Here is a 21,249-nt window from a genome sequence, read left to right as displayed (position 1 = left end):
CTTTTCAGTCGATCCGTGCCGGGTGCCAGCTCAGCGGTGCGCCGAGCAGGCGGCGGAAGGATGGCGGCTGACAGCCATCTGCATCGGTGATGCCGTATTGCTGCGCCAGCTCTGCAGTGATCAGGGTCTGCCCGGACAGGCTGTGCAGTTCAAGATCATCCAGCAGCGCATGGATTACCCGGCCGTTAAACTCGGGAGTTTCACCGTTTTGCATGATGTCGCCATAGGCATCGGGACGCGACTGGGCGGCGATAGCGGAGCGTTCGGTGCGTTGGGGACCAAGCCAGAGCGAGACGCAGGCCACGCCGGTGCCCTCGAAGTCCACCGCCATATCGGCCGCCATCTTGTCGCCGCCCGCCTTCTGGGCGCCGTATGCGGGGCCGTGCATGTAGCAACCGGCACCGTAGGACGAGGTAAAGGCGATCAGCCCTCGGCCATTCTTCAGCAGCAAAGGCGCAGCGAAATAGCTGGCCACGTAGGACGATCTCAGGCCCACATCGAGCATGGCGATCATATCGAGCGGCTTGGCCCAGAAGGGGCCGGGGTCAATCAGGTTTTCATGCAGGGCGATGGCGTTGTTGACCAGCAGGTCCAGTCGGCCCTGTTCCCGCGCAACCTGCTCAAACAGGGCCTGTACCTGGGCATCGTCGGCGTGATCACAGGGCACGGCGATGCCAATGCCACCGGCCTGGGTAATGGCATCGGCTGTTTCGGTCAGAGTGCCTGACAACGGCTGCCCGTGCAGGGTCATCTCGCTGTGGGTGGCAGAACGCCCGGTCACGTAGACGGTCATACCCGCCTCGCCCAAGGCAACAGCGATGCCCCGGCCGACACCGCGGCTGGCGCCGGTGACCACGGCTACACGGGGATGGGCATTAGCGTTGGCGGCTTGATTCATGGTTGGCTCCTTCTTGTTGTTCTGTTTTAAGCAAAAAGGGCCGGTGAACAGTTCTCACCAGCCCTTGTGAATGGGTTTCAGCCATTTTGTGGTCAAGTTATCGTGTCAGGCCTGGGCGTAATCCCGCTTGAGGATCAGCTTGTCGACCTTGCTGGACGCATTCACCGGCAGGGCCGACACAAAGCGAACCTGCCGCGGCACCTTGTAGTTGGCCATCTGTTCACGCGACCACTGAATCAGTCCCTTTTCATCGAGGTTGCTGCCGTGGCGCTTGACGATAAAGGCGCAACCCACCTCGCCCATACGCTCGTCCGGCACACCGATCACGGCCGCCTGAGCCACTTCGGGATGCTCCACCAGTGCCGCTTCGATCTCGGCCGGGTAGCAGTTGAACCCGCCGACGATGAACATATCCTTCAGGCGGCCGGTGATACGCAGGTAGCCGTTCTCGTCCAGCGAGCCCACATCCCCCGTGTGCAACCAGTTGTCGGCGTCGATCGCTTCGGCCGTGGCTTCCTTGTTCTGGTAGTAACCCAGCATGATGTTGGGGCTGCGGATGCAGATCTCGCCATCCTCGTTGGGGCCCAGCTGTCGGCCTTCCTGGTCGAAGATCGCCACTTCGGTGCCGGCTATGGCCTTGCCGCTGGTTCCGGCGATCACTTCGGCGGGATCATCAGGATCACAGATGGTGGCGATGCCGCTGCATTCGGTCAGGCCATAGGCGGTGGTGACTACCTTGAAGCCCAGCTCGTTGCGCATCCGCTCGATCAGGATGGGCGGGATGGATGAGGAACCGGTGGACGCCGCACGCAGGCTGCTCAGGTCTTTCTGCGCCAGCTGCGGGTGAGCCAGCAGCGACAGGTAGAGCGTCGGCGGTCCCGGCAGAACCGATACCTTGTCGCGTTCGATCCGCTCCAGCACCTCATCGGCATCGAACACCGGGTGCGGCAGAATGGTAACGCCGCACATCAGGCTGCACAGCCATCCCGCCTTGTAGCCGAAGGTGTGGAAGAACGGGTTCACGATCAGGAAACGGTCACCCGGTACCAAGCCCAAAATTCTGGCGAACTCGGCAAAGGCACGCAGGCCCGCGCCATGGGCACTCATGACGCCCTTGGGCTTGCCCGTTGTGCCGGAGGTAAACATCAGATCGGACAGGCTGTCGGTGGTGAGTTCAGCGGCACGTACCCGTGCGGCGGATTCACTGACCATCTGTCCCTGCTGGATGAATTCATCCCATTCCAGACTGTTGGCCAATGGAGTGCCACTGCGCGGGCTCATAACGATGGTCATGTCGAGCAGGTCGGCATATCGCTCGCTCAATTGAGCCGGATAGTCGATACCGAGAAAATCACCCACCGAGAAAAGGATACGGCTGCCGCTGCGACTGATGATATCCTGGGCTTCAGCGGCTTTCATGCGTGTATTGATCGGCACCAATACCGCTCCAGCCATCTGCAGACCGAGGGTTGCCAGTATCCAGCGGGCGCAGTTCGGTGCCCAAACCGCTACCCGATCACCCGGTTTTACCCCCAATCGCATTAAACCGCGAGCGACCTCCAGTACACGACTGGAGAGATCGGCATAATCGATCTTCTCGTCGTGGTCTTCGATGGCAACCCTGCCGGCAAACTGCCGCGAGGCCTGAAATACCAGTTCCGGCGTGGTCTGTGCCATCAGGGGTATGTTCAGTTGTGTGTGCATGCTGGTCATCTCAAATACTCATGATGAATTGGCCGCTGTCTATCCGCAGCTCGATACCGTTGATCGCCCGCGCCTCGTCCGATGCCAGAAACGCCACCGCAGCCGCCACGTCTTCCGGCTGGCACATGCGGTTCATCGGGTCCTTGTCGATGGTGAAGTTGTTCGGGTCGATGCCCTCCGGATAGGAGGCACGGGTCATTGGCGTCAACACGCCATCGGGGTGTACCGAGTTGCAGCGCACCCGGTATTTTTCACGACGACAGTGTGCCGCCACGACGCGTGTCATGGCTGCAACCGAGCCTTTGGATGCACTGTAGGCCAGGTAATCCGGGCGCCCGGCTAGGGCTGCGATGGACGATACGTTAATGATCGACCCACCCTGAACCTTCAGCATTTCCAGTCCTTTCTGGCAGCCCAGAAACACGCTGTCGGCGTTGATGCGGTGCAGCAGCTTCCAGTCGTCATAGGAGGTGGTTTCGATGCTGCCGGGCTTGAGAATGGCGGCGTTGTTGACCAGTACGTCCAGCCTGCCCTCCTGCTCACGGATGCTGCCCAGTACGCTGTCCCAGTCATCGGGATCAGCCACATCCATGGTCATGAAGCGCACATGCTTGCCCAGCGCTTCGGCTTCCGCTCGACCACGGGCTTCCTGCAGATCGGTCATGATGACGCGAGCACCTGCTGCAACCAGCGCATGTGTCACGGCCAGCCCCACACCACTGGCGGCACCGGTGACCAGTGCGATTTTGTTGTCCATTGAGTTGTTCATGTTGGAATCCTTTAAGCTGTTGCCAGTGCTTCGGCGTGCGTTGCTGCAGGCTGTTCAGCCGCAGCCGCTGCACCGGCGCGGCGGCCTGAAAACACGCAGTCCGCCAGTGAAAGCCCACTGATATAAAGATTGGAAGGTATGCCTATGGCCGTGCGGCCCGCCGCATAAAGGCCCTTGACCGGATTCGCGTTGGCATCCAGTACCTGACCGCTGTCCTCGTCCACTTTTAGCCCGCCCAGCGTCAGCGCTCCCAGCGGCAGAACCCCGGAGCTGACGGAGATATCCAGTGCATAAAACGGCCCCTGGCGCAGGGCCTGGCAGGACTCGGCGGACTTGCCCATGGGGTCAGGCTGGCCGTTGCTGATCGCCTGGTTGTAGGCACTCAACGCAGCTTCAAGCGCAGCGGTGTCCATGCCGGTTTTGCGTGCCAGCTCAGCCGGAGTTGCGCCTTTTTTGGCACTGAGCAGCAACATGGCCAATGCCGGTACCGACTGGAACCACCAGTAGCCGCCGAACAGAGCCTGACGAATCGATTGTCGACGCAGAGGCTTGTCGAGGATCAGCCAGGCCTTGCCGTTCTGCTCTTCGCAGATCGCATGGCCCAGGGTGGCGCCGTACACCTCTTCATTGTAGAAGCGCTCACCCCGTGCGTTGACGACGATCCCCTTGGGCCATTTCTGCGGCGGATTGATAAAGCGCCAGGCGGATACGGTATCCAGCCTGTCCGATGCCGCACCCACCGACAGACCAAGCCGCAGACCACTGCCGTCGCAGCCGGTCGCGCCGATCTTGAAGTTGCGGCGATACTTGGGTGCAACCTCTTTAATCAGCTCTTTATTGAAGATAAAGCCGCCGGTACTGAGGACCACGCCCTTGCGCGCCCGCACCAATACGGGACAGGCATGTTTGCGCTCCAGTGCCGTTAGCCTCTGCCTTAAACGGTTACAGTAACCGGGTGCCAGATTCTGCAGTTTTTCGGCCTTTTGCGCCCAGCGCGCATGCAGTCTGGCGGCCTTGGTGTCGGCTGGCATCGACCAGATCTCGGCGCCGATGACCTGATTTTCACCATTCACCACCAACCGCCGTACCGCTGACTGGGTCAGGCTGCGGATACCGCGCTGGCGACAGGCGGCCTGCAGGTGGGAATACAGCACGACCCCGCCATGCCCCTTGCCCACGGTGCGGTGTCCTCGCGGTGGCGGCGGCAGTTCGCCGCGATAGGCCGGTACCAGCTCATTGCCGGAGTAATAGAGGTAGTAACCATCCTGGGGATAGGAAGTTTTGCCGCCGGGCGGTAGAGTGTGGCTATAGGGTGTCCCCATCGCTTCCAGCCATTGCAGGTTCGACACACTCTCATCGCAGAAGCGTTTCAGGGTGGCATCACTGATCACACCCTGAGTTTCATGCTTGAGGTAGTCGAACATCGCCTCGGGTGTATCGGCAAAACCGGCGCGCTGCTGCTGGGCCGTGCCGCCACCGGCATAGACGACGCCACCACTCTTGGCACTGGCTCCGCCGCCCTGGAAACGGTCTACCACGAGTACATCCGCCCCCTGATCATGGGCTTCAATGGCGGCACAGGCACCGGCTGCGCCCCACCCCACGACCAACACATCACACTCTTGTTCCCAGCGTTGCTGTTCGGGTTCCCGTAAGCGCAGTGGTGCGCTGATTTGAGTTATGCTGCCTACACTCATGCCGGTACCTTTTGCTTCGCTTTTTGCTGCACCAGGTCGTTGACGGCGATATAGGCAAAGGTCATGGCCGGTCCCAGCGTTGCACCCGCTCCCGGATAGGAGGTTCCCATCACCGAAGCGGAACAGTTGCCGATAGCGTAAAGCCCCTGAATTTCACTGCCGTCCTCACGCACAACACAGCCTTTCTCATTGGTCAGCAGGCCACCCTTGGTGCCGATATCCCCGGCATCCAGGCGCATGGCATAAAAGGGACCTTTCTTGATCGGTGCCAGACAGGGGTTGGGTTTGACGTTGCTGTCGCCGTAGTAACGATCGAACACGTTGCCACCGCGCTGGAAGTCTTCATCGTTGCCGGTGGCCGCGAAACCATTGACCCGCTCGACCGTGTGCTTGAGGCCTGTCGCATCCACACCGATTTCAGCTGCCAGCGCCTCGAGGCTGTCAGCCTTCCAGTACACATTTTTGTGCCATGACTTGGGCATGCGGCTGTCGGGCATCACCTGTGAGGGCATCAACGGCCCCATGGCATAGTTGAAGCGGAAGTGGGCATCGAAAATGACCCATGCCGGTACGGTCTTGCCGTTGGTCTTGATGTTGTCCTTGTACATCTCATCGACGAATTCGAGGTAGCCCACCGCTTCGTTGACGAAGCGCTTGCCCTCGCCGTTGACGACGATGGCACCCGGGAAGGCACGCTCGGCAAACACGCCCCGCGCCTTTTCCTCTTTCGGCACGCTGATGGTCGGGGTCCACCAGGCCCAGTCCAGCATGGCCGTCGCGGCACCTATGGCCTGACCGGCTTCCAGCGCCGCCCCGGTGTTGCGACCCGGTGGTGTGGCACTCCACTCCACTTTGGTCGGTTTCGGCAAATATTTGTCACGCAGCGCCTGATTCTGCTCGAAACCGCCGGAGCCCAGAATCACGCCCTGACGTACGTTGATCAACTGCTCCTGACCGTTGCGCTTGACGATGAGACCGGTCACACGGCCCTCATCGTTCTGCACCAGTTCGCGGAAATCGGTGTTCAGCCAGAGGGGAACCTTACGGTCCATCAGCGAAGCACGCAGCGAGGCGATCAGGGCGTTGCCCAGCGCGGCGCGGCGGTCACGTTTGGTTTTGCGGCGCTGCTTGAAATCCAGCTTATAGCGCAGCATCAGCCACACCAGCAGCAGTCGCCAGCCACGCTCGCGCGCCATCGCCTTATGGGCATGACGAGCCGTCCAGGCGATCTTGCCCATCAGCAGGGTTGTCGGCGAGGCCGGCTGCAGGTTATCCACTTCATCACCCAGTGCGCTGGTGTCGAACAGCTCCGGGTCCAGGGTGCGGCCACCGGCAGCGGCGCCGGGCAGATGTTGGTAATAATCCGGGTAGCGCTCGGCCACCGTGTAGTTCAAGCGGGTGTTTTCCTGCAGGTATTGCATCATCTTGGGTGCATTATCGAGGTAGGCCCTCAGGCGTGACTCATCGACTTGCTCGCCCACCGATGCTTTCAGGTAGGTCAGCGCCTTTTCGTAGCTGTCACTCCCGCCCTTGGCCTTGAAGAAATGGTTGTTGGGCACCCAGATACCGCCACCCGACAGTGCCGATGTACCGCCGTACTTGTCGCTTTTCTCGACAATCAGCACACTCATGCCCTTGTCGGCGGCAAAAATCGCCGCCGTCAGTGCACCGGCACCGGACCCTACCACCACCACATCATAGGTGTCGGTGACTTTAGCCTGTGAAGTCATCTGCTATCTCCATTTTATTATTTTCAATCCGGGGGCAGCCGACCGACTGCGACCTGAAGCCAATGCCATTGGCACTCATGCCACATGATGCGCAAGGGCTGCAGGGTGGGGCATCGTCAAAGCGGACTAAGCGGAGAGGACTTACTGGGAACATGAAAAGGCGGACACCCAGGGGGTATCCGCACAGAGGAAAGGACGTGGATGTTTAGAGGAAAAGCTGTTTTTTGATCTGTTGCTTGAGCAATTTGCCGGCGGGATTGCGTGGCAGTTTTTCCTGCTGAACGGAAATCATTGACGGCACCTTGTAGGCGGCCAGATGCTCACCGACAAACTCCTGCAGTTCGGCTTCGTCCAACTCTTCACCCGGCTGAATCGCGACCACGGCCACCACAGCTTCACCGGTTGTCTCATCGGGAACACCCAGCACGGCGGCTTCTCGCACCAGCGGGTGACGCAGCAGACAGGACTCGACCTCCGCCGCGGCAATATTTTCACCGGCACGGTTGATCACGTCCTTAAGACGGTCAACGATGTAGAGGAAGCCGTCGCTGTCCACATGACCCAGGTCGCCGGTATGCAGCCAGCCATCCCGAAACGCATCACGGCTGGCACTTTCATCCCCCAAATAGCCATCCATCAGGGCAATTGAGCGAAGACATATTTCGCCATTTTCACCAACCGGCAGGGCATTGCCTGCCGGATCTTCAACACGAACGTCAACGAGCGGCGATACCACCCCCGAAGCCGTCGGCTGCAAGCGGAACAGGTCGCCGGAAATACCCGCGCCGACACCGTTCGACTCGGTCATGCCATAACCGATGCCGACCAGTTGTTCAGGCAGCGCATCCAGTACTTCATCAATCAGTCCCTGGGGCAGGCCTGCGCCACCAAAGCCCAGCCCCGCCAGACCGCCTTTGACGGCAGCCGAATGGAAGTCGGCTTCACGCAGTAACTGCATCACCATAGAGGGCGCGCCATTGAACTGGGTGACCTGCTCATGGGCCATCAGCTCAACCGCTGCTTTGGGATCCCACTTGTGCATGAACACCAGGCGTCGGCCTGTGCGTAACGCCGTCAACAGCTGGGCATGCAACCCACTGACATGGAACAGAGGCACAGCGGTAAGTATCACCGGGGCTCGCGCCATTGACTGAATGCGCGCCAGGGCATCAGGAGAGCTCATCACCGACATCGCGCTGATGTAATCGATATTGAACAAGGCCTGACAGACGGCGCGTTGATTCGATACCACGGCTTTGGCACGACTGGTTGCACCTGAGGTGAACAGGATCAGTGCCGGGTCTTCCGGTGCAGGGTTTACATCAGGCAAGGTTCCGACCGGACGACTCATCACCTGATCCCAAGCCTGGCAACGATGGGCATTTTCCTCTGGTGCAGGTCCTACCAGCAAAATGCGCGTATTCTCGGCAACAGCCTCAACCCCTATTCTGTTGAGGCGATCGCTGTCACAGGCCAGAACCGCCGCATTCAGCCCGCCCAGAGCATCGCGCAGCTCTTCACCCAAACCGAAACTGTTCAGCGGTGCCGGTACCGCACCCAGGCGAGCGGCCGCAACAAACATTGCGACCCATTCCGGGCGGTTGCGCATGGCGATCGCAACACGATCACCCGGTTTAACTCCTTCGCAATACATCCAGGATGCCAACGCATCGACGTGGGCATAGAAACGGCGAAAGCTCCAGCGGTCATCCCGATATACCAAAAAACATTCATCGTCATCCCGACGGGATTGGCGGATCAGCTCAACCAGATTCTGCGCTGCATTTTTATAGACCTTGTACGTCCCGTTCGTCGTTTCAATCGTGGATAGCTCGAATGGCGCTCCAGGTGCTGTCAACTGAGCCCGAATGGCCGCAGCCTGTCCTGCTATGGCATTCATGTTGTGTCCTCTTATTGTTGTAAACAGAATTCAATCATTGTGCTCGGTAACGATCCAGCCCATCCTCGTCCATCTGACGATAAAGTGATCCATTCCGACACAGATAACTCAGATGAGCGAGCGTCTCACCCAGTGCAAGCATCAGCTCGATCGACTTGAGTTCACGCGGGAACAGCCAGCTCATTGCCTCCCATGCAGTAAACTGCTCTCCCTTGCGGGCAGGCCCCATCAGTACTTCGAGCTGCCGCTGATGATGTGCATGCAGCTGTTCAACACGCGTATGCAAGCCTTTGAACACCAAACCATGAGCAGGCAGCACCAGAGCATCTTCAGCCAACGTTTGCAGTCGATCCAGCGATTTCAGCCACAGGCTCAATGGGTCTGCCTCGGGCTCGACATCACTGACCAGTACGTTGGAGCTGATGCCAGGCAAAATTTGATCACCGGCCAACAGGATACGATCCTGCTCACTGTAGAGGCAGGCATGCTCGGGAGAGTGCCCTTCACCGATCACGACCTGCCAGCGGCGTCCGCCGATATTGAGGCTTTCGTTGTCACGCAGACGGATAAAAGCGGGCGGAAATTCGGGCATGAACGGGTCACGTCGGTGAGACGCCAACATTTTCTGAAATCGCTCTTCGGGCATACCGGTACGCTGAAAGAAAGCGCGCTGCGCATCTTCCTTGATGGTGGTATCCGAGCTTGCCAGCGCACGCATCGTGAAGTACTCACCGTGCGTCATATACAGGGGCGCGTTAAACTCTTTCATCAACCAGCTGGCCAGGCCTGCGTGATCGTAGTGAAAGTGAGTACAGATAACCCCCTTCAGGGGTTGTTGCGGAAAATAGCGCTGCGCCAGAGTTTGCCAGCACTGACGTGACTCGTCCGTATTCAGTCCGGTGTCGACCAGATACCAGCCATCATCATCCGCCAGCAGATAAACGTTAATATGATCCAACGCCATCGGCATGGGGATGCGGGTCCAAAATACGCCCGCTGCAATTTCGATCGCTTCACCCGGCTCTGCAGGATTGGGGTAAGGATACTCCAGCGCATCCCGCTCGGCCGCCTTGCGCTGGCGGATCTGAGCCTCGGTTTCACGTTCCGGCATAGCCCTCTCCTTGTCCGGCGCCACGCCGGCTGTTGATGGTAAGTTGACGATGCCCATAACACGCGATTCACAAAACCCTCACTACGTCCAAAAGGACGATGTTTGAGTAGTCCACTCGGGTAACTTGTCACCAACAAGAATAATCCCAATGGAGCCCTGCAATGTCGATCATGCCACCCAAAGTGACCACCCGGAGTCACTTCACCCTGGTCCTGCTGGCCCTGGTTTATGTATTTTCGTTCATTGACCGCAATGTCATTGCGATCGTGATTGAACCCATAAAGCAGGAATTTGGCGCCTCCGATACCCTGATGGGCCTGCTCACCGGACTCGCCTTTGCCGTTCTCTACGGCGTTCTGGGAATTCCTCTAGGTCGTATGGTCGACCGGGGCGCGGATCGGCGTAAGATGATCTCAATATGCTGTGGCCTCTGGAGCATGGCTACCATGGCCTGTGGCCTGGCCACCAGCTTTTGGCAGCTGCTGATCGCACGCATGACCGTCGCCATCGGCGAGGCCGGAGGCATGGCCCCTTCTGTCTCCATGGTAGCGGATCTATATCCCAAAGCGCGTCGTTCAATGGCAATGGGCATCTTCATGCTGGGGCCGCAGATGGGCATGCTGATTGCCATGGTTGTCGGCGGCTATATTGCGCAGACCTATGGCTGGCGTACCACCTTCATCGCGTTTGGCATCCCTGGCATACTGATCGCGGCAACCCTCTTTTTCTTCACGCGCGACCCGGGGCGCGGCGTTTTTGACAGTGAAGAGGAACGCCGCCAGGCCGCTTTGGCTCGCGATATCAAGGTCGGGCCACAAATCAAGAGCATCTTTGCGGTACGTGCTTTTGTTCTGCTTTGCATGGGCGTCGCCCTGACCGGTGTTGTCGGTTATGGCTTTGGCATCTGGGCACCGACTTTCCTGCTGCGCACCTATGAAATGTCACTGGCCCAGGCCGGCCTGCTGTTTGGCATTTCGAGCGGCCTGTTTGCCGTACTGGGCACCCTGTTCTGCGGCTGGCTTTGCGATCGGCTCATTGTGCGTGATACCCGCTGGCAGATCGCCCTGCCGATGCTGGGCATTCTGATCAGCCTGCCCATGGGCATCGCCTTTTTGCTCTGGCCCAAAACATCCACCTTTGACATCGCCGGATATGACATTCCCTTTGCCATGCTGTTCTGTGCCGGCTTTGCCTTCTTCCAAAGCTGGTGGCCCACCCTGACCTTTGCCGCCGTGAGCCACCTGCTGACCAGCTCGCAGCGCGCCATGGGCGCCGCTTTCGTCAACATGTTCATGACCCTTGTCGGCGCAGGCCTTGGCCCCTTCCTTTCAGGCACTCTCAGTGATTTCTATACCCGCAGCATGGGTCCGGACGGCCTGCGCTGGGCGCTGGCAACCGTTCTCGGCCTGCTGCTGATCACGGTCCTGCTCTACGCAATGGCAATCAAGCCTTACCAGCGTCGCCTTGTGGAGCTGGATGCCAATCTCAACTGACGCGCACACAAAACCCTGTCTGCCCCTGTCACTCTTTTGATGCAGGTCAGGCGCAGGATCCCATATCGTCCAAACAGGGTATGTCCCGCACCCGACCGATATTCAGAATCGGTCGGGTGATAACAACAAGATCAAGGAGTTTCCCCATGGCAACATCTCAGGACTACCGGCTCGGTGATTATGCCTTTCCTCGCGGCTGGTTCATGATTGCAACCGCTGACGAGATCAATACCCACAAACCGCTGGCGGTGCGTTTCTTCGGCCGCGATTTCGCCCTCTATCGTGGCCGCGCCACCGGAAAGGTGGTTCTGCTCGACGCCTACTGCCCGCACATGAAGACTCACCTGGCAGCACCCAATGACACCTCCTACGTCATCATTGACGGCGGTGGCACCAATATCGAAGGCGACAGCATTCGCTGCCCTTACCACGCCTGGCGCTTCGGTCCTGATGGACAGTGTGATGATATCCCCTATCACGAAGGCCCGATCCCCAAGGCTGCCTGCGTAAAGTCCTGGACCGTGAAGGAAAGCCTGGGCGCCATCTGGGTATGGCATGATCCTGAGGGTGGCGAGCCCGAATGGGATCATCCTTCATTGCCCGAGTGGGACGACCCGTCCTGGGTGCAGTGGAAATTCGATGATCTGGGCATTCTTGAGCAGCACCCGCAGGAAGTGGTCGATAATATCTGTGACTACGGCCACCTCAGCCCGATCCACGGCTCCACCGTACAGCGCTACGAGAACGAGTTTAAAGGCCATTTGGCCATTCAGCGCCAGTGCGGCCCGCACCGCACGCTGGTGGGTGAAGACGGCGCCAGCCCCATTCTGCACACCATCACTACCTACAACGGCCCGGGTGTGCTGATTTCTTACCTGACCGGTTTCTATGAATCGATTCTGATGATCAACCACACGCCGGTGGAAGATGGCAGTGTGCATGTCTGGCACTCTCTGCTGGTAAAGTCGCCCAACGGAAATGACAAGGTTACCGTGGAAGATGAGATTGCGGCACGCCAGTTCCAGGAAGCCAGCCGGCTGTCATTTGCTCAGGACTTTGAGGTATGGACCAACAAGGCGCCCTGCCTGAATGGCATGTTTATCCCCAGCGATGGTCCGTTCATGAAGGCTCGCATCTGGTATAAGCAGTTTTTCAACCCGCGGGATCGCAAGGCGGAATTCCTCGACAAAGTTGAAGGGGTGTACGTCCCCAACGGCATCCCACCGTATACCGACAGATAACAACTTAACGTCTGTTAGCGACATAAAACGGCCTGAATAGCGATTTTCATGCCGTTTTTCTTGAAGATACAAAACACAAAAACCAACCCGCCTAGTCTTTTCAGACGATTTTTTAGACCGCCATCTCCTCAACAATCAGCGGACAACAACAATAAAACCCACTGCAGACCCGCAACAGGAACTGGTCCTGTCATCGGGTTCACATCTGGAGGCAAGATGAGAAAGCAGCATTTGTGGAAGCCGCTTGCGGCTTCGATCGCACTGGCCCTGTCCGCATCCGCTTACGCCAAGGTTTCACCCGAGGAAGCCGCCAAACTGGGTAACGAACTTACCTGCATGGGCGGTGTTGCAGCCGGTAACGAAGCAGGAACCATTCCCCCGTTCTCCGGCAAATGGCTGGGTACACCGCCCGGCATCGACTACACACCCAATGTTGGCCAGCACCCGGTTGATCCCTACCACGAAGACAAACCTCTGTTTCAGATCACCGGCCAGAACTGGGAAGAGTACAAGGCTAACCTGACCGAAGGTCAGATTGCCCTGTTCCAGCGCTTTCCTGACAGCTTCCGTATTCCGGTTTATCAAGGTCGTCGTGACTTCCGTTACCCGGACGAGATCTGCGAAATCGCCAAGAAAAATGCGGTAGAAGCGGAATTGATCGATGGCGGTATGGGCTTCAAGGGTTACATGGGCCCTGTCCCCTTCCCGGTCCCCTCCGGCGAAAACCAGGCGATGCAGGTGCTGGCCAACCATAACTATCCGTATCGTGCTTTTACCGAGCTGACTGAAGTTCGAGACCTCGCGAATGTAAACACGGACGGCGAAATCACCTGGGGACGCACACGCAACGCCGCACTTAACGTGATCACCCAGCCCGACCAGATTGGCAAACCTGTTGGGGAGATCATGGCCTATAGCGATAACTCCACCTTATTGCCCACCCGTGATAAGGGCAAACGGACTGTTTCAATCGAGCCGATGAACTTTGCTCAGGGCCAGCGCCTGGCCTGGACCTACAACCCGGGTACCCGCCGCGTGCGCCAGCTGCCTGAATACGGCTTCGATACCCCGGCTGCAGGCACCTCGGGCAAGATGACCATCGACCAGGACCGTTTGATGAACGGCTCTCCTGAACGCTACAACTGGGAACTGAAAGGCAAGCGCGAAGTGTATGTGCCGGCCAACGCCTACCGCGTTCATGAAGAAGATGTTTCCTATGAAGAACTGTTGACACCGAACCACGCCAACCCGGACCTGCTGCGCTACGAATTGCGCCGTGTATGGGTATTGGAAGGCAGCCTGAAAGACACCCACCGTCACAAGTTCGGCAAGCGTGTGCTGTTCATTGATGAAGATACCTGGCATGGCGTGATGAGTGACTACTATGACACCCGCGGTGAGTTGGTTAATCATGGTTTCGTAAATTACTACTACGCCTACGACATGGATGCCTGGCAAGCCGGCACCAGCTTCTTCCAGGATCTCGCCACCGGTGGGTATGTGGCTTACAACCTGTTCCAAGACCAGGAGAAAGGCCCGATCCTGAACGCCGGTGGCCTCAATTCCGATATGTTCACTCCTGCGGCCCTGCGTCGTCGTGCTCACTAACTTGCGAGGAATTTTGTCATGACAGGATTTAAACCCAACCTGCTGGCGCTCGCGATTGTTGCTGCGGGCGCTACGTCTTCGGCCATGGCCGGCGAAAGTATCGATATGGGCAACGGTGTTACCCTGGATTGGAAGGGTACGCTGAGCTATGGCACCGGTGTCCGCCTGGAAGACCCCGACGACACCCTGCTGAACAGCAGCGGCAACCGTAACTTTGATCAGGGTGATTTAATCAACAATCGCCTTTCGCTGCTGATGGAAGGACGACTGCACAAAGGCAACAGTGGTCTGGTGATGTCGGCCAGCACCTTCTATGACGACATTTATCAGGATGATGACAAGTTCACCACCGATGCCGAGAAATATCACGGCGGCTATACCCGTCTGTTGGATTTTTATGGCTACACCAGTTTTGATCTGGGGCAGGATCGCTACCTGAACCTGCGCGCCGGTAAACATGTAGTTGCCTGGGGTGAAGCTCTGTTTATGCCGAGCATGTCACTGGCACAGGGTCCGTCGGATGCCACTAAATCCGGCATTCCGGGCGTGGAGGTAAAGGACATTCTGTTGCCTGAGGACCAGGTTTCTGCCCAGCTGGAGATGAATTCCAACTGGTCACTGCTGGCTCACGCACAATATAACTGGCACCCCACTCAAGTACCTGAGCCCGGTAGCTTTCTCAGTACCAGCGATGCTGTCGGTGAAGGTGCAAACTGTCTTGGTGGATTGTCGACCACTACCCCCTGTGCCTTTGGAGTCCGGGGTGATGACATTGAGCCAGATGAAGTTGGGCAGTGGGGCATAGGCACTCGGTTCCGTACCAGTCTGGAAACGGAGTGGGGCCTGTACTACATGCGTTACAGCGACCGTATTCCGTTGACTCAGTACAATGCGCTGAACAACACTTACCAGATCCGCTACTTCGATGATATCGAGCTCTACGGTGCCACCATGACCACAAGTTTGGGCATGGCATCCGTTGCAGGTGAGATCACATACAAAAAAGGCGCTCCGGTTCTGGTAAACACCCAGTTGCCCGTGGGCGGTGGTTTTACGATTCCCATGCCATCAGCGGCACGGGCTGACATCATGCAGACAAACGTAAACGCCATCGTAAACTTCGGTCGTTCCTGGGTTGCGGACACCACTACTCTCACCGCTGAACTCTCCTACGTCGATATCATGGATGTGGATGCAACCGGCTTAAATGGGTTGCCGGGTACGGAAACCGATGAGCTTTACTACACTGGCCATGGCCTGGCATTCTCCAGCAGTCTGTCATTGAGCTATCCGGGTATTACCGAAAGCTGGGATCTGAGTGTGCCGCTGGCTTACTCCCATCAGATCAGCGGCCGTACGCTGACCGGTGGTATTGGTGGCGAAGGTGATCACCGTTTCAGTATCGGTGCCGACTTCACGCACCGCAGCGGTGTTCAGGTCGGGGTTAATTACCTGACCTACATGGGCGATGCCGATGCCGACATCCCGGTTGAACAGAAGCTGTTGACAGATCGCGATAACATTTCACTCAGTGTGAAGTACGCATTCTGATCAGAGTTTGATACAACGTTTTTCCTTCACTTCTTTCCGGCCTCTTTTGAGGCCGGCTTTTTTCGGGCTAACCGGAGGAGCAACCCCATGCAAGATGTTGTATTTATCAATGGCCTGCGAACCGCCATCGGTGGCTTCGGTGGCTCACTGGCGCAGCAGCGCCCGACAGAACTGGCCGCGGAAGTGGTCAAGCAGTTGCTGGCACAAACCGGCTGCGCCCCTGAACGGGTCGGTCAGGCGGTGTTCGGTAATGTGATTCACAGCGAAAACGCAGACATGTATCTGTCCCGCGTGGCGGCAATCAAGGGCGGCCTGCCCGAAACCACAACGGCACTGACGCTCAACCGTCTGTGCGGCAGTGGTCTGCAGGCCATCATTACCGCAGCCCAACAGATCCAGCTGGGCATCTGTGATGCCGTGATCGCAGGCGGCGCGGAGTCGATGTCACGTGCACCCTACCACCTGCCCAGCGCGCGCTTCGGTCAGCGCATGGGTGACAGCCAGATGGTCGACCCGATGACCGGCGTGCTCACCTGCCCGTTCAATCTCTATCATATGGGCGTCACCGCCGAGAACGTGGCCGAGCGGTTCAACGTCAGCCGCGAGGATCAGGATGCGCTGGCTCTGAGCAGCCATCAGCGTGCGCAGAAGGCGATTGAGGACGGTCGCTTTGTGTCACAGATCGTGCCGATCGAGGTGGGCAAGCGCGGCAAGTCCGAACAGTTCAGCCGCGATGAGCATGTGCGCTTTGACTGCCAGCTCGACCAGCTCAGCAAGATGCGCCCCGTATTCAAGAAGGATGGCAGCGTAACGGCGGGCAACGCCTCGGGCATCAACGATGCCGCCGCCGCGGTGCTGATGACCAGTGCAGCCGAAGCCGAACGCCAGGGACTGAAACCCATGGCCAGGCTGGTGGACTATCATCTGGTCGGCGTTGATCCGCAGATCATGGGCATCGGCCCGGTGCCGGCCATTCGCGAACTGCTGCAGCGCCACCAGCTGACGGCCGATGATATCGACCTGTTTGAAGTCAACGAAGCCTTTGCCGCTCAGGCGCTGGCGGTACAGCGTGAGCTGAACCTGCCCGCCGATCGCCTCAACCCCAACGGCAGCGGCATTTCCCTTGGGCATCCGATCGGTGCTACCGGCAGTATCATCATGGTTAAAGCCCTGCATGAGCTGCAGCGCATTGGTGGCCGCTATGCGGTGATCGCACTCTGCATCGGCGGTGGCCAGGGTATAGCCGCGCTGATTGAACGCTGCTGAATCCATCGGTAAGCGCTTGAAACGCAAAAGGCTGCACAAATGGCAGCCTTTTCCTGTTACCTTTTCCTGCTGATGGCAAGCGTTTAACGATTCAGCGACTCACAAAAGCCTTCAACGCCCGCTGTGCGGCTTCACCTTCCAGCAGTGATTCGAACAGATCCATCTCCGCCTGCATCAGGGCATCCAATTGCTCACCTGCTGCCAATTGCAAACGGCGACTGGATTGCTGCACCGCCTGAGGGTCCAGCGCCGCCAGTCGGGTCACTGCCCTGTCGACCTGATCTGAAAGCTGATCAACGGGCAAGACCGCATTGACCAGCCCACACTGAGCCGCCTCCATTGCCGAGCAGGGCTGCCCCAGCACCAGCCATTCAAAAGCCTTCACATGACCGGCCAGCTGCGGGATCAGTTGAGTGCTGCCACCCTCAGGGCACAGCCCCAGCGCCACAAAGGGAAACACAAGCGCCGACTCTTCACTGACATAGACCAGATCACAGTGCAGCAGCAGTGTTGCCCCTATGCCCACCGCCTTGCCATGGACCTGCGCCACAATTGGCTTGCGACAGGCACGCATTGCCTGCAGCAGCTTCAGGGGCGGGTCGGTACGTCGCCCCTGTTCCGGTTCGGCCAAAAAATCGGCGATATCGTTGCCGGCACTGAAACAACCACCTTCGGCCATTAATTGAATGACACGTACCTCGGGATCAATGTCTCCCGCCTGAATGGCATCAGTCAGGGCCGCATACAACCCGCGGTCGAATGCGTTGCGTTTGTCCGCTCGGTTGAGCGTAAGGTGAAGCACTCCCGCATCCAGCGTGTGTAAAAGTGTACTCATCCTCACCTCAATCCTTGGTCACCTGGGCACGCATTATGTTTTCAAACTGATCATGGTGTGGCGGCAGCATCCCCCACTCTGCGCGTGGATCATACTGAGGAGCTCGGAAAACCGTGCGTGCGTGGCTGAATTCCAGGAAGCCTTCATAACCGTGATAATGGCCCATGCCGGATGCGCCCACACCGCCAAACGGTGCTTCATGCATGGCGGCATGCATCAACAGATCATTCACGGTGACGCCACCCGACAGGGTATGGCTCAACAGTTTCTGCTCTTCATCCGCATCCCAGCCGAAGTAGTACAGTGCCAGTGGCCGTCCGCGGCTGTGGATATCGTCTATGACCTCATCCAGCTGGTCATAAGGCTTGATCACCAGTGCCGACCCAAAGATCTCCTCCTGCATGATCAGGCTGTCAGCCGGCGGGTCGATCACCAGCTTCAGGGGACGCTTGCGGGTTTCATCACCGGCCTCAGGGTGAGTGGACTCGATACATACGCCGCGTTCACGTGCATCCGCCAGATAGCTTTCCACGCGCTGCAGGTGCTGTTCATTAACAGCTGCAACGAGGTCCGGATTGCCATCCACATTTGGGTAGAAACTGCGGAAATGCTCCTTCAGCGCCGAAACGGCATTTTCAACCTGCTCGGAAGGAACATAGAGAATATCGGGGCAGATACAGATCTGACCGCCGTTGGTGCCCTTGGCAATGGCCAGGCGACGGCAGGCATCATCGAGGTCTGCACTGCGCCCCATGACCACCGGCGACTTGCCACCCAGCTCCAGTGTGACCGGCACCAGATTTTCGGCCGCTGCACGCATGATCTTGCGCCCAACAACCGTACTGCCGGTAAACACCAGGTGATTGAAGGGGGAGGAGGCAAACGTCGCGCCCACTGCGGCATCACCGGTGACAACGCCCACCACTTCAGGATCAAGGTGAGCACTGACCAGCTCGGCCACCAGCGCAGCGGTTTGCGGCACTACCTCGGAGGGTTTGAGGATGGCGCGGTTACCGGCGGCAAGTGCGCAGGCCAGCGGGCTGAACAGAGTAAACAGCGGTGCATTCCAGGTGCCGATAATACCCACACTGCCCTTTGGCTGATGCATGACCTCAGCCTGAGCACCCAGCTGATCATAGGGCGAAAAAGGCGGACGCGGATCCGCCTGCATCCATTGCTCCAGATGATCACGGGCATGCTTGAGTGAACCCAGTGATCCCAGAATATCGTTCATGATCGAAAAAGCGCGTGGCCGCCCACCGGCCCCGCCTTCTCCAAAGTCAGAGCCCATTGCATCGGCAAGGGCGTCACAATGATCAACCAGCAGATCGATCACCTGCTGGATACGTGCCTTGCGGACTTCGGCAGGCACTCTGCCCTCACGATTAAATGCGTTCTGTTGGCGCTGCAGCAGGGCGCCAATGGCCTCTGGGGTCGTAACGGCATCAGCCATCGGTTTCTCCTCGGTTCGGCTGGCGGCTTACTCAAACCGCCTGTTTATATTTTTGACTGTCACATTACTACCGTCTAAAGCCCCTGAATACCTCGTCCGGACGGACGACTGCACGCCTGAACTGTTAGTCCATTAAGACGATGAACACCCCTGTGCCCACTGTAATACTCGACCCAGACTCACCGGCCAGCAGAGGCAGACCATGACCAATAATAACTTCGACACCAAAGCCTTCCGTACCGCGCTGGGCACATTTACCACCGGTGTCACCATCATCACCACAACTGCAGCTGACGGCACACCGGTTGGCATTACAGCAAACAGTTTCAACTCCGTATCGCTTGACCCGCCACTGGTGCTCTGGAGTCTGGCCAAGACAGCCAACAGCCTGCCGGTATTTTCCGAATCCAAATACTGGAACGTGCATGTACTCTCAGTCGGTCAGGAGGGGTTGTCCGGACGCTTTGCATCCCGCGGTGAAGACAAGTTCTCAGGCCTTGCACTGGATGACGGGCTGACCAATGCGCCTCTGTTACCGGACTGTACCGCACGCTTCCAGTGCCGAACGGCCTTCATGCATGATGGCGGCGACCACATCATATTCATTGGAGAGGTGCTGCGATTCGATCAGAGCACCCTGCCGCCACTGGTGTTTCAGAGCGGACAGTATGCCCTGGCAGCGCGCAAGCCTCGTGAAGAGGTACGCCTTACACAGGCAGAACCCCCACCGGAGTGCAGCTATACCGAAGACCTGCTCGGCTACCTGCTGGGCCGTGCCCATTTCCAGATGATCAACCGTCTGCAGGGGCTGCTGGAACAGCAGCATCTTGAGCAGGCGCAGTTCTTCATTCTATCGGTCCTCTGCATACGTGACCGACTGACGCTCAATGAGATCAACGACTATATCGCCTACACCGGCTACACCGTTGATCAGGCCGACATGAATGTGCTGATCACGGGTGGTCACGTTGTGGTGGAGCAGAATCGTTACTGCCTCACGGCCGATGGCCGAGAAGCCTCGCTGCATCAAATTGCACAGGCCAAGGCAATTGAAGAGGAACTTGTCGAAGCGCTGGGGCCGGGTGATGCCATGGCACTCAAACTGTTGCTCAAGCGCCTGATCGAGCGTACGGACCCCGGACTGCCTGATCTTTGGGCCGTTTCAGCCTAAGGCTGAATGACTCGATTATAATGCTCAATAATAACAAGGAGTTGTCATGTCCATTTTGAACAAGTTCAACCTGGAAGGTCAGGTTGCTGTGATTACCGGTGCAGGCCGTGGTCTGGGCCGCGCCATCGCGCTGGCGTACGCCGAAGCCGGAGCCGATATTGTCTGCTCCGCCCGTACCCTTGCCGATGTGGAGGCGGTTGCCAATGAAGTGCGCGCGCTGGGTCGCCGTGCTCTGGCCGTCAGCTGTGATGTGAATGATCAGGCGCAGCGCGAGGCACTCGTCGCTTCGGCCATCGAAGGGATGGGCAAGATTACCCATCTGGTCAACAATGCCGGTGGGTCCGGTCCCAACGATCCGCTGAAAATGAGCCCGGCAGACTTTGCAGCCGTGCTTGAGTTTAACGTCACCTCCGCCTATTCACTGACCCAGCTGTGTGTGCCTCACATGCGCAGTGCCGGTGGCGGCAATGTGATCAACATCACCTCGGGCGCTGCGCGCTATATACAGAAACATTTCAGTGCCTACGGCACCGCCAAGGCGGCACTCACCCATCTGACCAAGCTGCTGGCACAGGACTTTGCGCCGCATGTTCGTGTCAATGCCATTGCACCGGGCCCCATTCGCACAGCAGCACTTGAAAATGCCGCTCCGGCCGCCATGCTGGAAAAGATGGCGCAGAACACACCCTTGCAGCGCATCGGTGAACCGGAGGATATCGCTGCCGCCGCGCTCTATTTTGCGACCCCCGCCTCCAGTTGGGTGACCGGCAAGGTGATCGAGGTGGATGGTGGCGCTGAAGGCAGTGTCTGGGACTGAGGAGC

General features: G+C 58.3%; 16 protein-coding genes. 7 read left to right on the top strand and 9 right to left on the bottom strand.

The genetic code is table 11. The features are described from left to right. Window positions 1-4 precede the first annotated feature (4 nt). The 7 genes from ACAM29_RS04105 to ACAM29_RS04075 all read right to left on the bottom strand — a co-directional run bounded on the left by ACAM29_RS04105 (window position 5) and on the right by ACAM29_RS04075 (window position 9,809). Window positions 5-898: an SDR family NAD(P)-dependent oxidoreductase gene (locus tag ACAM29_RS04105; protein ID WP_369623280.1), complete on the bottom strand. Its 894-nt coding sequence runs from the start codon at window positions 896-898 to the stop codon at window positions 5-7. Between the two features lie 105 nt (window positions 899-1,003). Then, the gene (locus ACAM29_RS04100) at window positions 1,004-2,611 is read right to left on the bottom strand and encodes a FadD3 family acyl-CoA ligase (protein WP_369623279.1); all 1,608 of its coding nucleotides are present in this window, start codon (window positions 2,609-2,611) and stop codon (window positions 1,004-1,006) included. A 1-nt stretch (window position 2,612) separates the two neighbouring features. Next, window positions 2,613-3,371 (bottom strand): SDR family oxidoreductase, encoded by a 759-nt coding sequence (locus ACAM29_RS04095; protein WP_369623278.1) that lies wholly within the window; start codon window positions 3,369-3,371, stop codon window positions 2,613-2,615. Between the two features lie 11 nt (window positions 3,372-3,382). After that, window positions 3,383-5,068, bottom strand: coding sequence for an FAD-binding protein (locus tag ACAM29_RS04090; RefSeq protein ID WP_369623277.1), 1,686 nt, complete (start codon window positions 5,066-5,068; stop codon window positions 3,383-3,385). Next, complete coding sequence (locus ACAM29_RS04085; RefSeq protein WP_369623276.1) at window positions 5,065-6,798, bottom strand: FAD-dependent oxidoreductase; 1,734 nt, start codon at window positions 6,796-6,798, stop codon at window positions 5,065-5,067. The genes ACAM29_RS04090 and ACAM29_RS04085 overlap by 4 nt, the downstream gene beginning before the upstream one ends. Before the next feature lie 205 nt (window positions 6,799-7,003). After that, window positions 7,004-8,698 carry a class I adenylate-forming enzyme family protein gene (locus ACAM29_RS04080; RefSeq protein WP_369623275.1) on the bottom strand — a complete coding sequence of 565 codons (1,695 nt, stop codon included), beginning with the start codon at window positions 8,696-8,698 and terminating at the stop codon, window positions 7,004-7,006. Window positions 8,699-8,732: 34 nt separating this feature from the next. After that, complete coding sequence (locus ACAM29_RS04075) at window positions 8,733-9,809, bottom strand: MBL fold metallo-hydrolase (protein ID WP_369623274.1); 1,077 nt, start codon at window positions 9,807-9,809, stop codon at window positions 8,733-8,735. Between the two features lie 161 nt (window positions 9,810-9,970). Between ACAM29_RS04075 and ACAM29_RS04070 the strand changes: the two genes are divergently transcribed. The 5 genes from ACAM29_RS04070 to bktB all read left to right on the top strand — a co-directional run bounded on the left by ACAM29_RS04070 (window position 9,971) and on the right by bktB (window position 16,968). Next, on the top strand, window positions 9,971-11,302 hold the full coding sequence (locus ACAM29_RS04070; protein ID WP_369623273.1) for a spinster family MFS transporter: 1,332 nt from the start codon (window positions 9,971-9,973) through the stop codon (window positions 11,300-11,302). 146 nt (window positions 11,303-11,448) lie between these two features. Then, on the top strand, window positions 11,449-12,543 hold the full coding sequence (locus ACAM29_RS04065) for a Rieske 2Fe-2S domain-containing protein (protein WP_369623272.1): 1,095 nt from the start codon (window positions 11,449-11,451) through the stop codon (window positions 12,541-12,543). A gap of 216 nt (window positions 12,544-12,759) precedes the next feature. Beyond that, on the top strand, window positions 12,760-14,151 hold the full coding sequence (locus ACAM29_RS04060) for a DUF1329 domain-containing protein (protein ID WP_369623271.1): 1,392 nt from the start codon (window positions 12,760-12,762) through the stop codon (window positions 14,149-14,151). 18 nt (window positions 14,152-14,169) lie between these two features. After that, window positions 14,170-15,702, top strand: a complete 1,533-nt coding sequence (locus tag ACAM29_RS04055; RefSeq protein WP_369623270.1) for a DUF1302 domain-containing protein — start codon at window positions 14,170-14,172, stop codon at window positions 15,700-15,702. A gap of 87 nt (window positions 15,703-15,789) precedes the next feature. Continuing rightward, window positions 15,790-16,968, top strand: a complete 1,179-nt coding sequence (bktB, locus tag ACAM29_RS04050; RefSeq protein WP_369623269.1) for a beta-ketothiolase BktB — start codon at window positions 15,790-15,792, stop codon at window positions 16,966-16,968. Between the two features lie 91 nt (window positions 16,969-17,059). On the opposite strand, the gene ACAM29_RS04045 is transcribed toward bktB, so the two are convergent. Both ACAM29_RS04045 and ACAM29_RS04040 read right to left on the bottom strand, forming a co-directional pair. Then, window positions 17,060-17,803, bottom strand: a complete 744-nt coding sequence (locus ACAM29_RS04045) for an enoyl-CoA hydratase-related protein (protein WP_369623268.1) — start codon at window positions 17,801-17,803, stop codon at window positions 17,060-17,062. 7 nt (window positions 17,804-17,810) lie between these two features. Next, on the bottom strand, window positions 17,811-19,256 hold the full coding sequence (locus ACAM29_RS04040) for a coniferyl aldehyde dehydrogenase (RefSeq protein WP_369623267.1): 1,446 nt from the start codon (window positions 19,254-19,256) through the stop codon (window positions 17,811-17,813). Between the two features lie 202 nt (window positions 19,257-19,458). Between ACAM29_RS04040 and ACAM29_RS04035 the strand changes: the two genes are divergently transcribed. Together ACAM29_RS04035 and ACAM29_RS04030 are read left to right on the top strand one after the other, a co-directional pair. Continuing rightward, complete coding sequence (locus tag ACAM29_RS04035; protein WP_369623266.1) at window positions 19,459-20,427, top strand: flavin reductase; 969 nt, start codon at window positions 19,459-19,461, stop codon at window positions 20,425-20,427. 46 nt (window positions 20,428-20,473) lie between these two features. Continuing rightward, window positions 20,474-21,244 carry a glucose 1-dehydrogenase gene (locus ACAM29_RS04030; protein WP_369623265.1) on the top strand — a complete coding sequence of 257 codons (771 nt, stop codon included), beginning with the start codon at window positions 20,474-20,476 and terminating at the stop codon, window positions 21,242-21,244. The last annotated feature ends 5 nt before the right edge of the window (window positions 21,245-21,249 follow it).

Origin of the sequence: Marinobacterium sp. BA1 (assembly GCF_041155135.1) — a bacterium.
Taxonomy (GTDB): Bacteria; Pseudomonadota; Gammaproteobacteria; order Pseudomonadales; family Balneatricaceae; genus Marinobacterium; species Marinobacterium iners.
The sequence above is the reverse complement of the archived record's forward strand: the minus strand, read 5'-3'. Positions and strand labels throughout refer to the sequence as shown.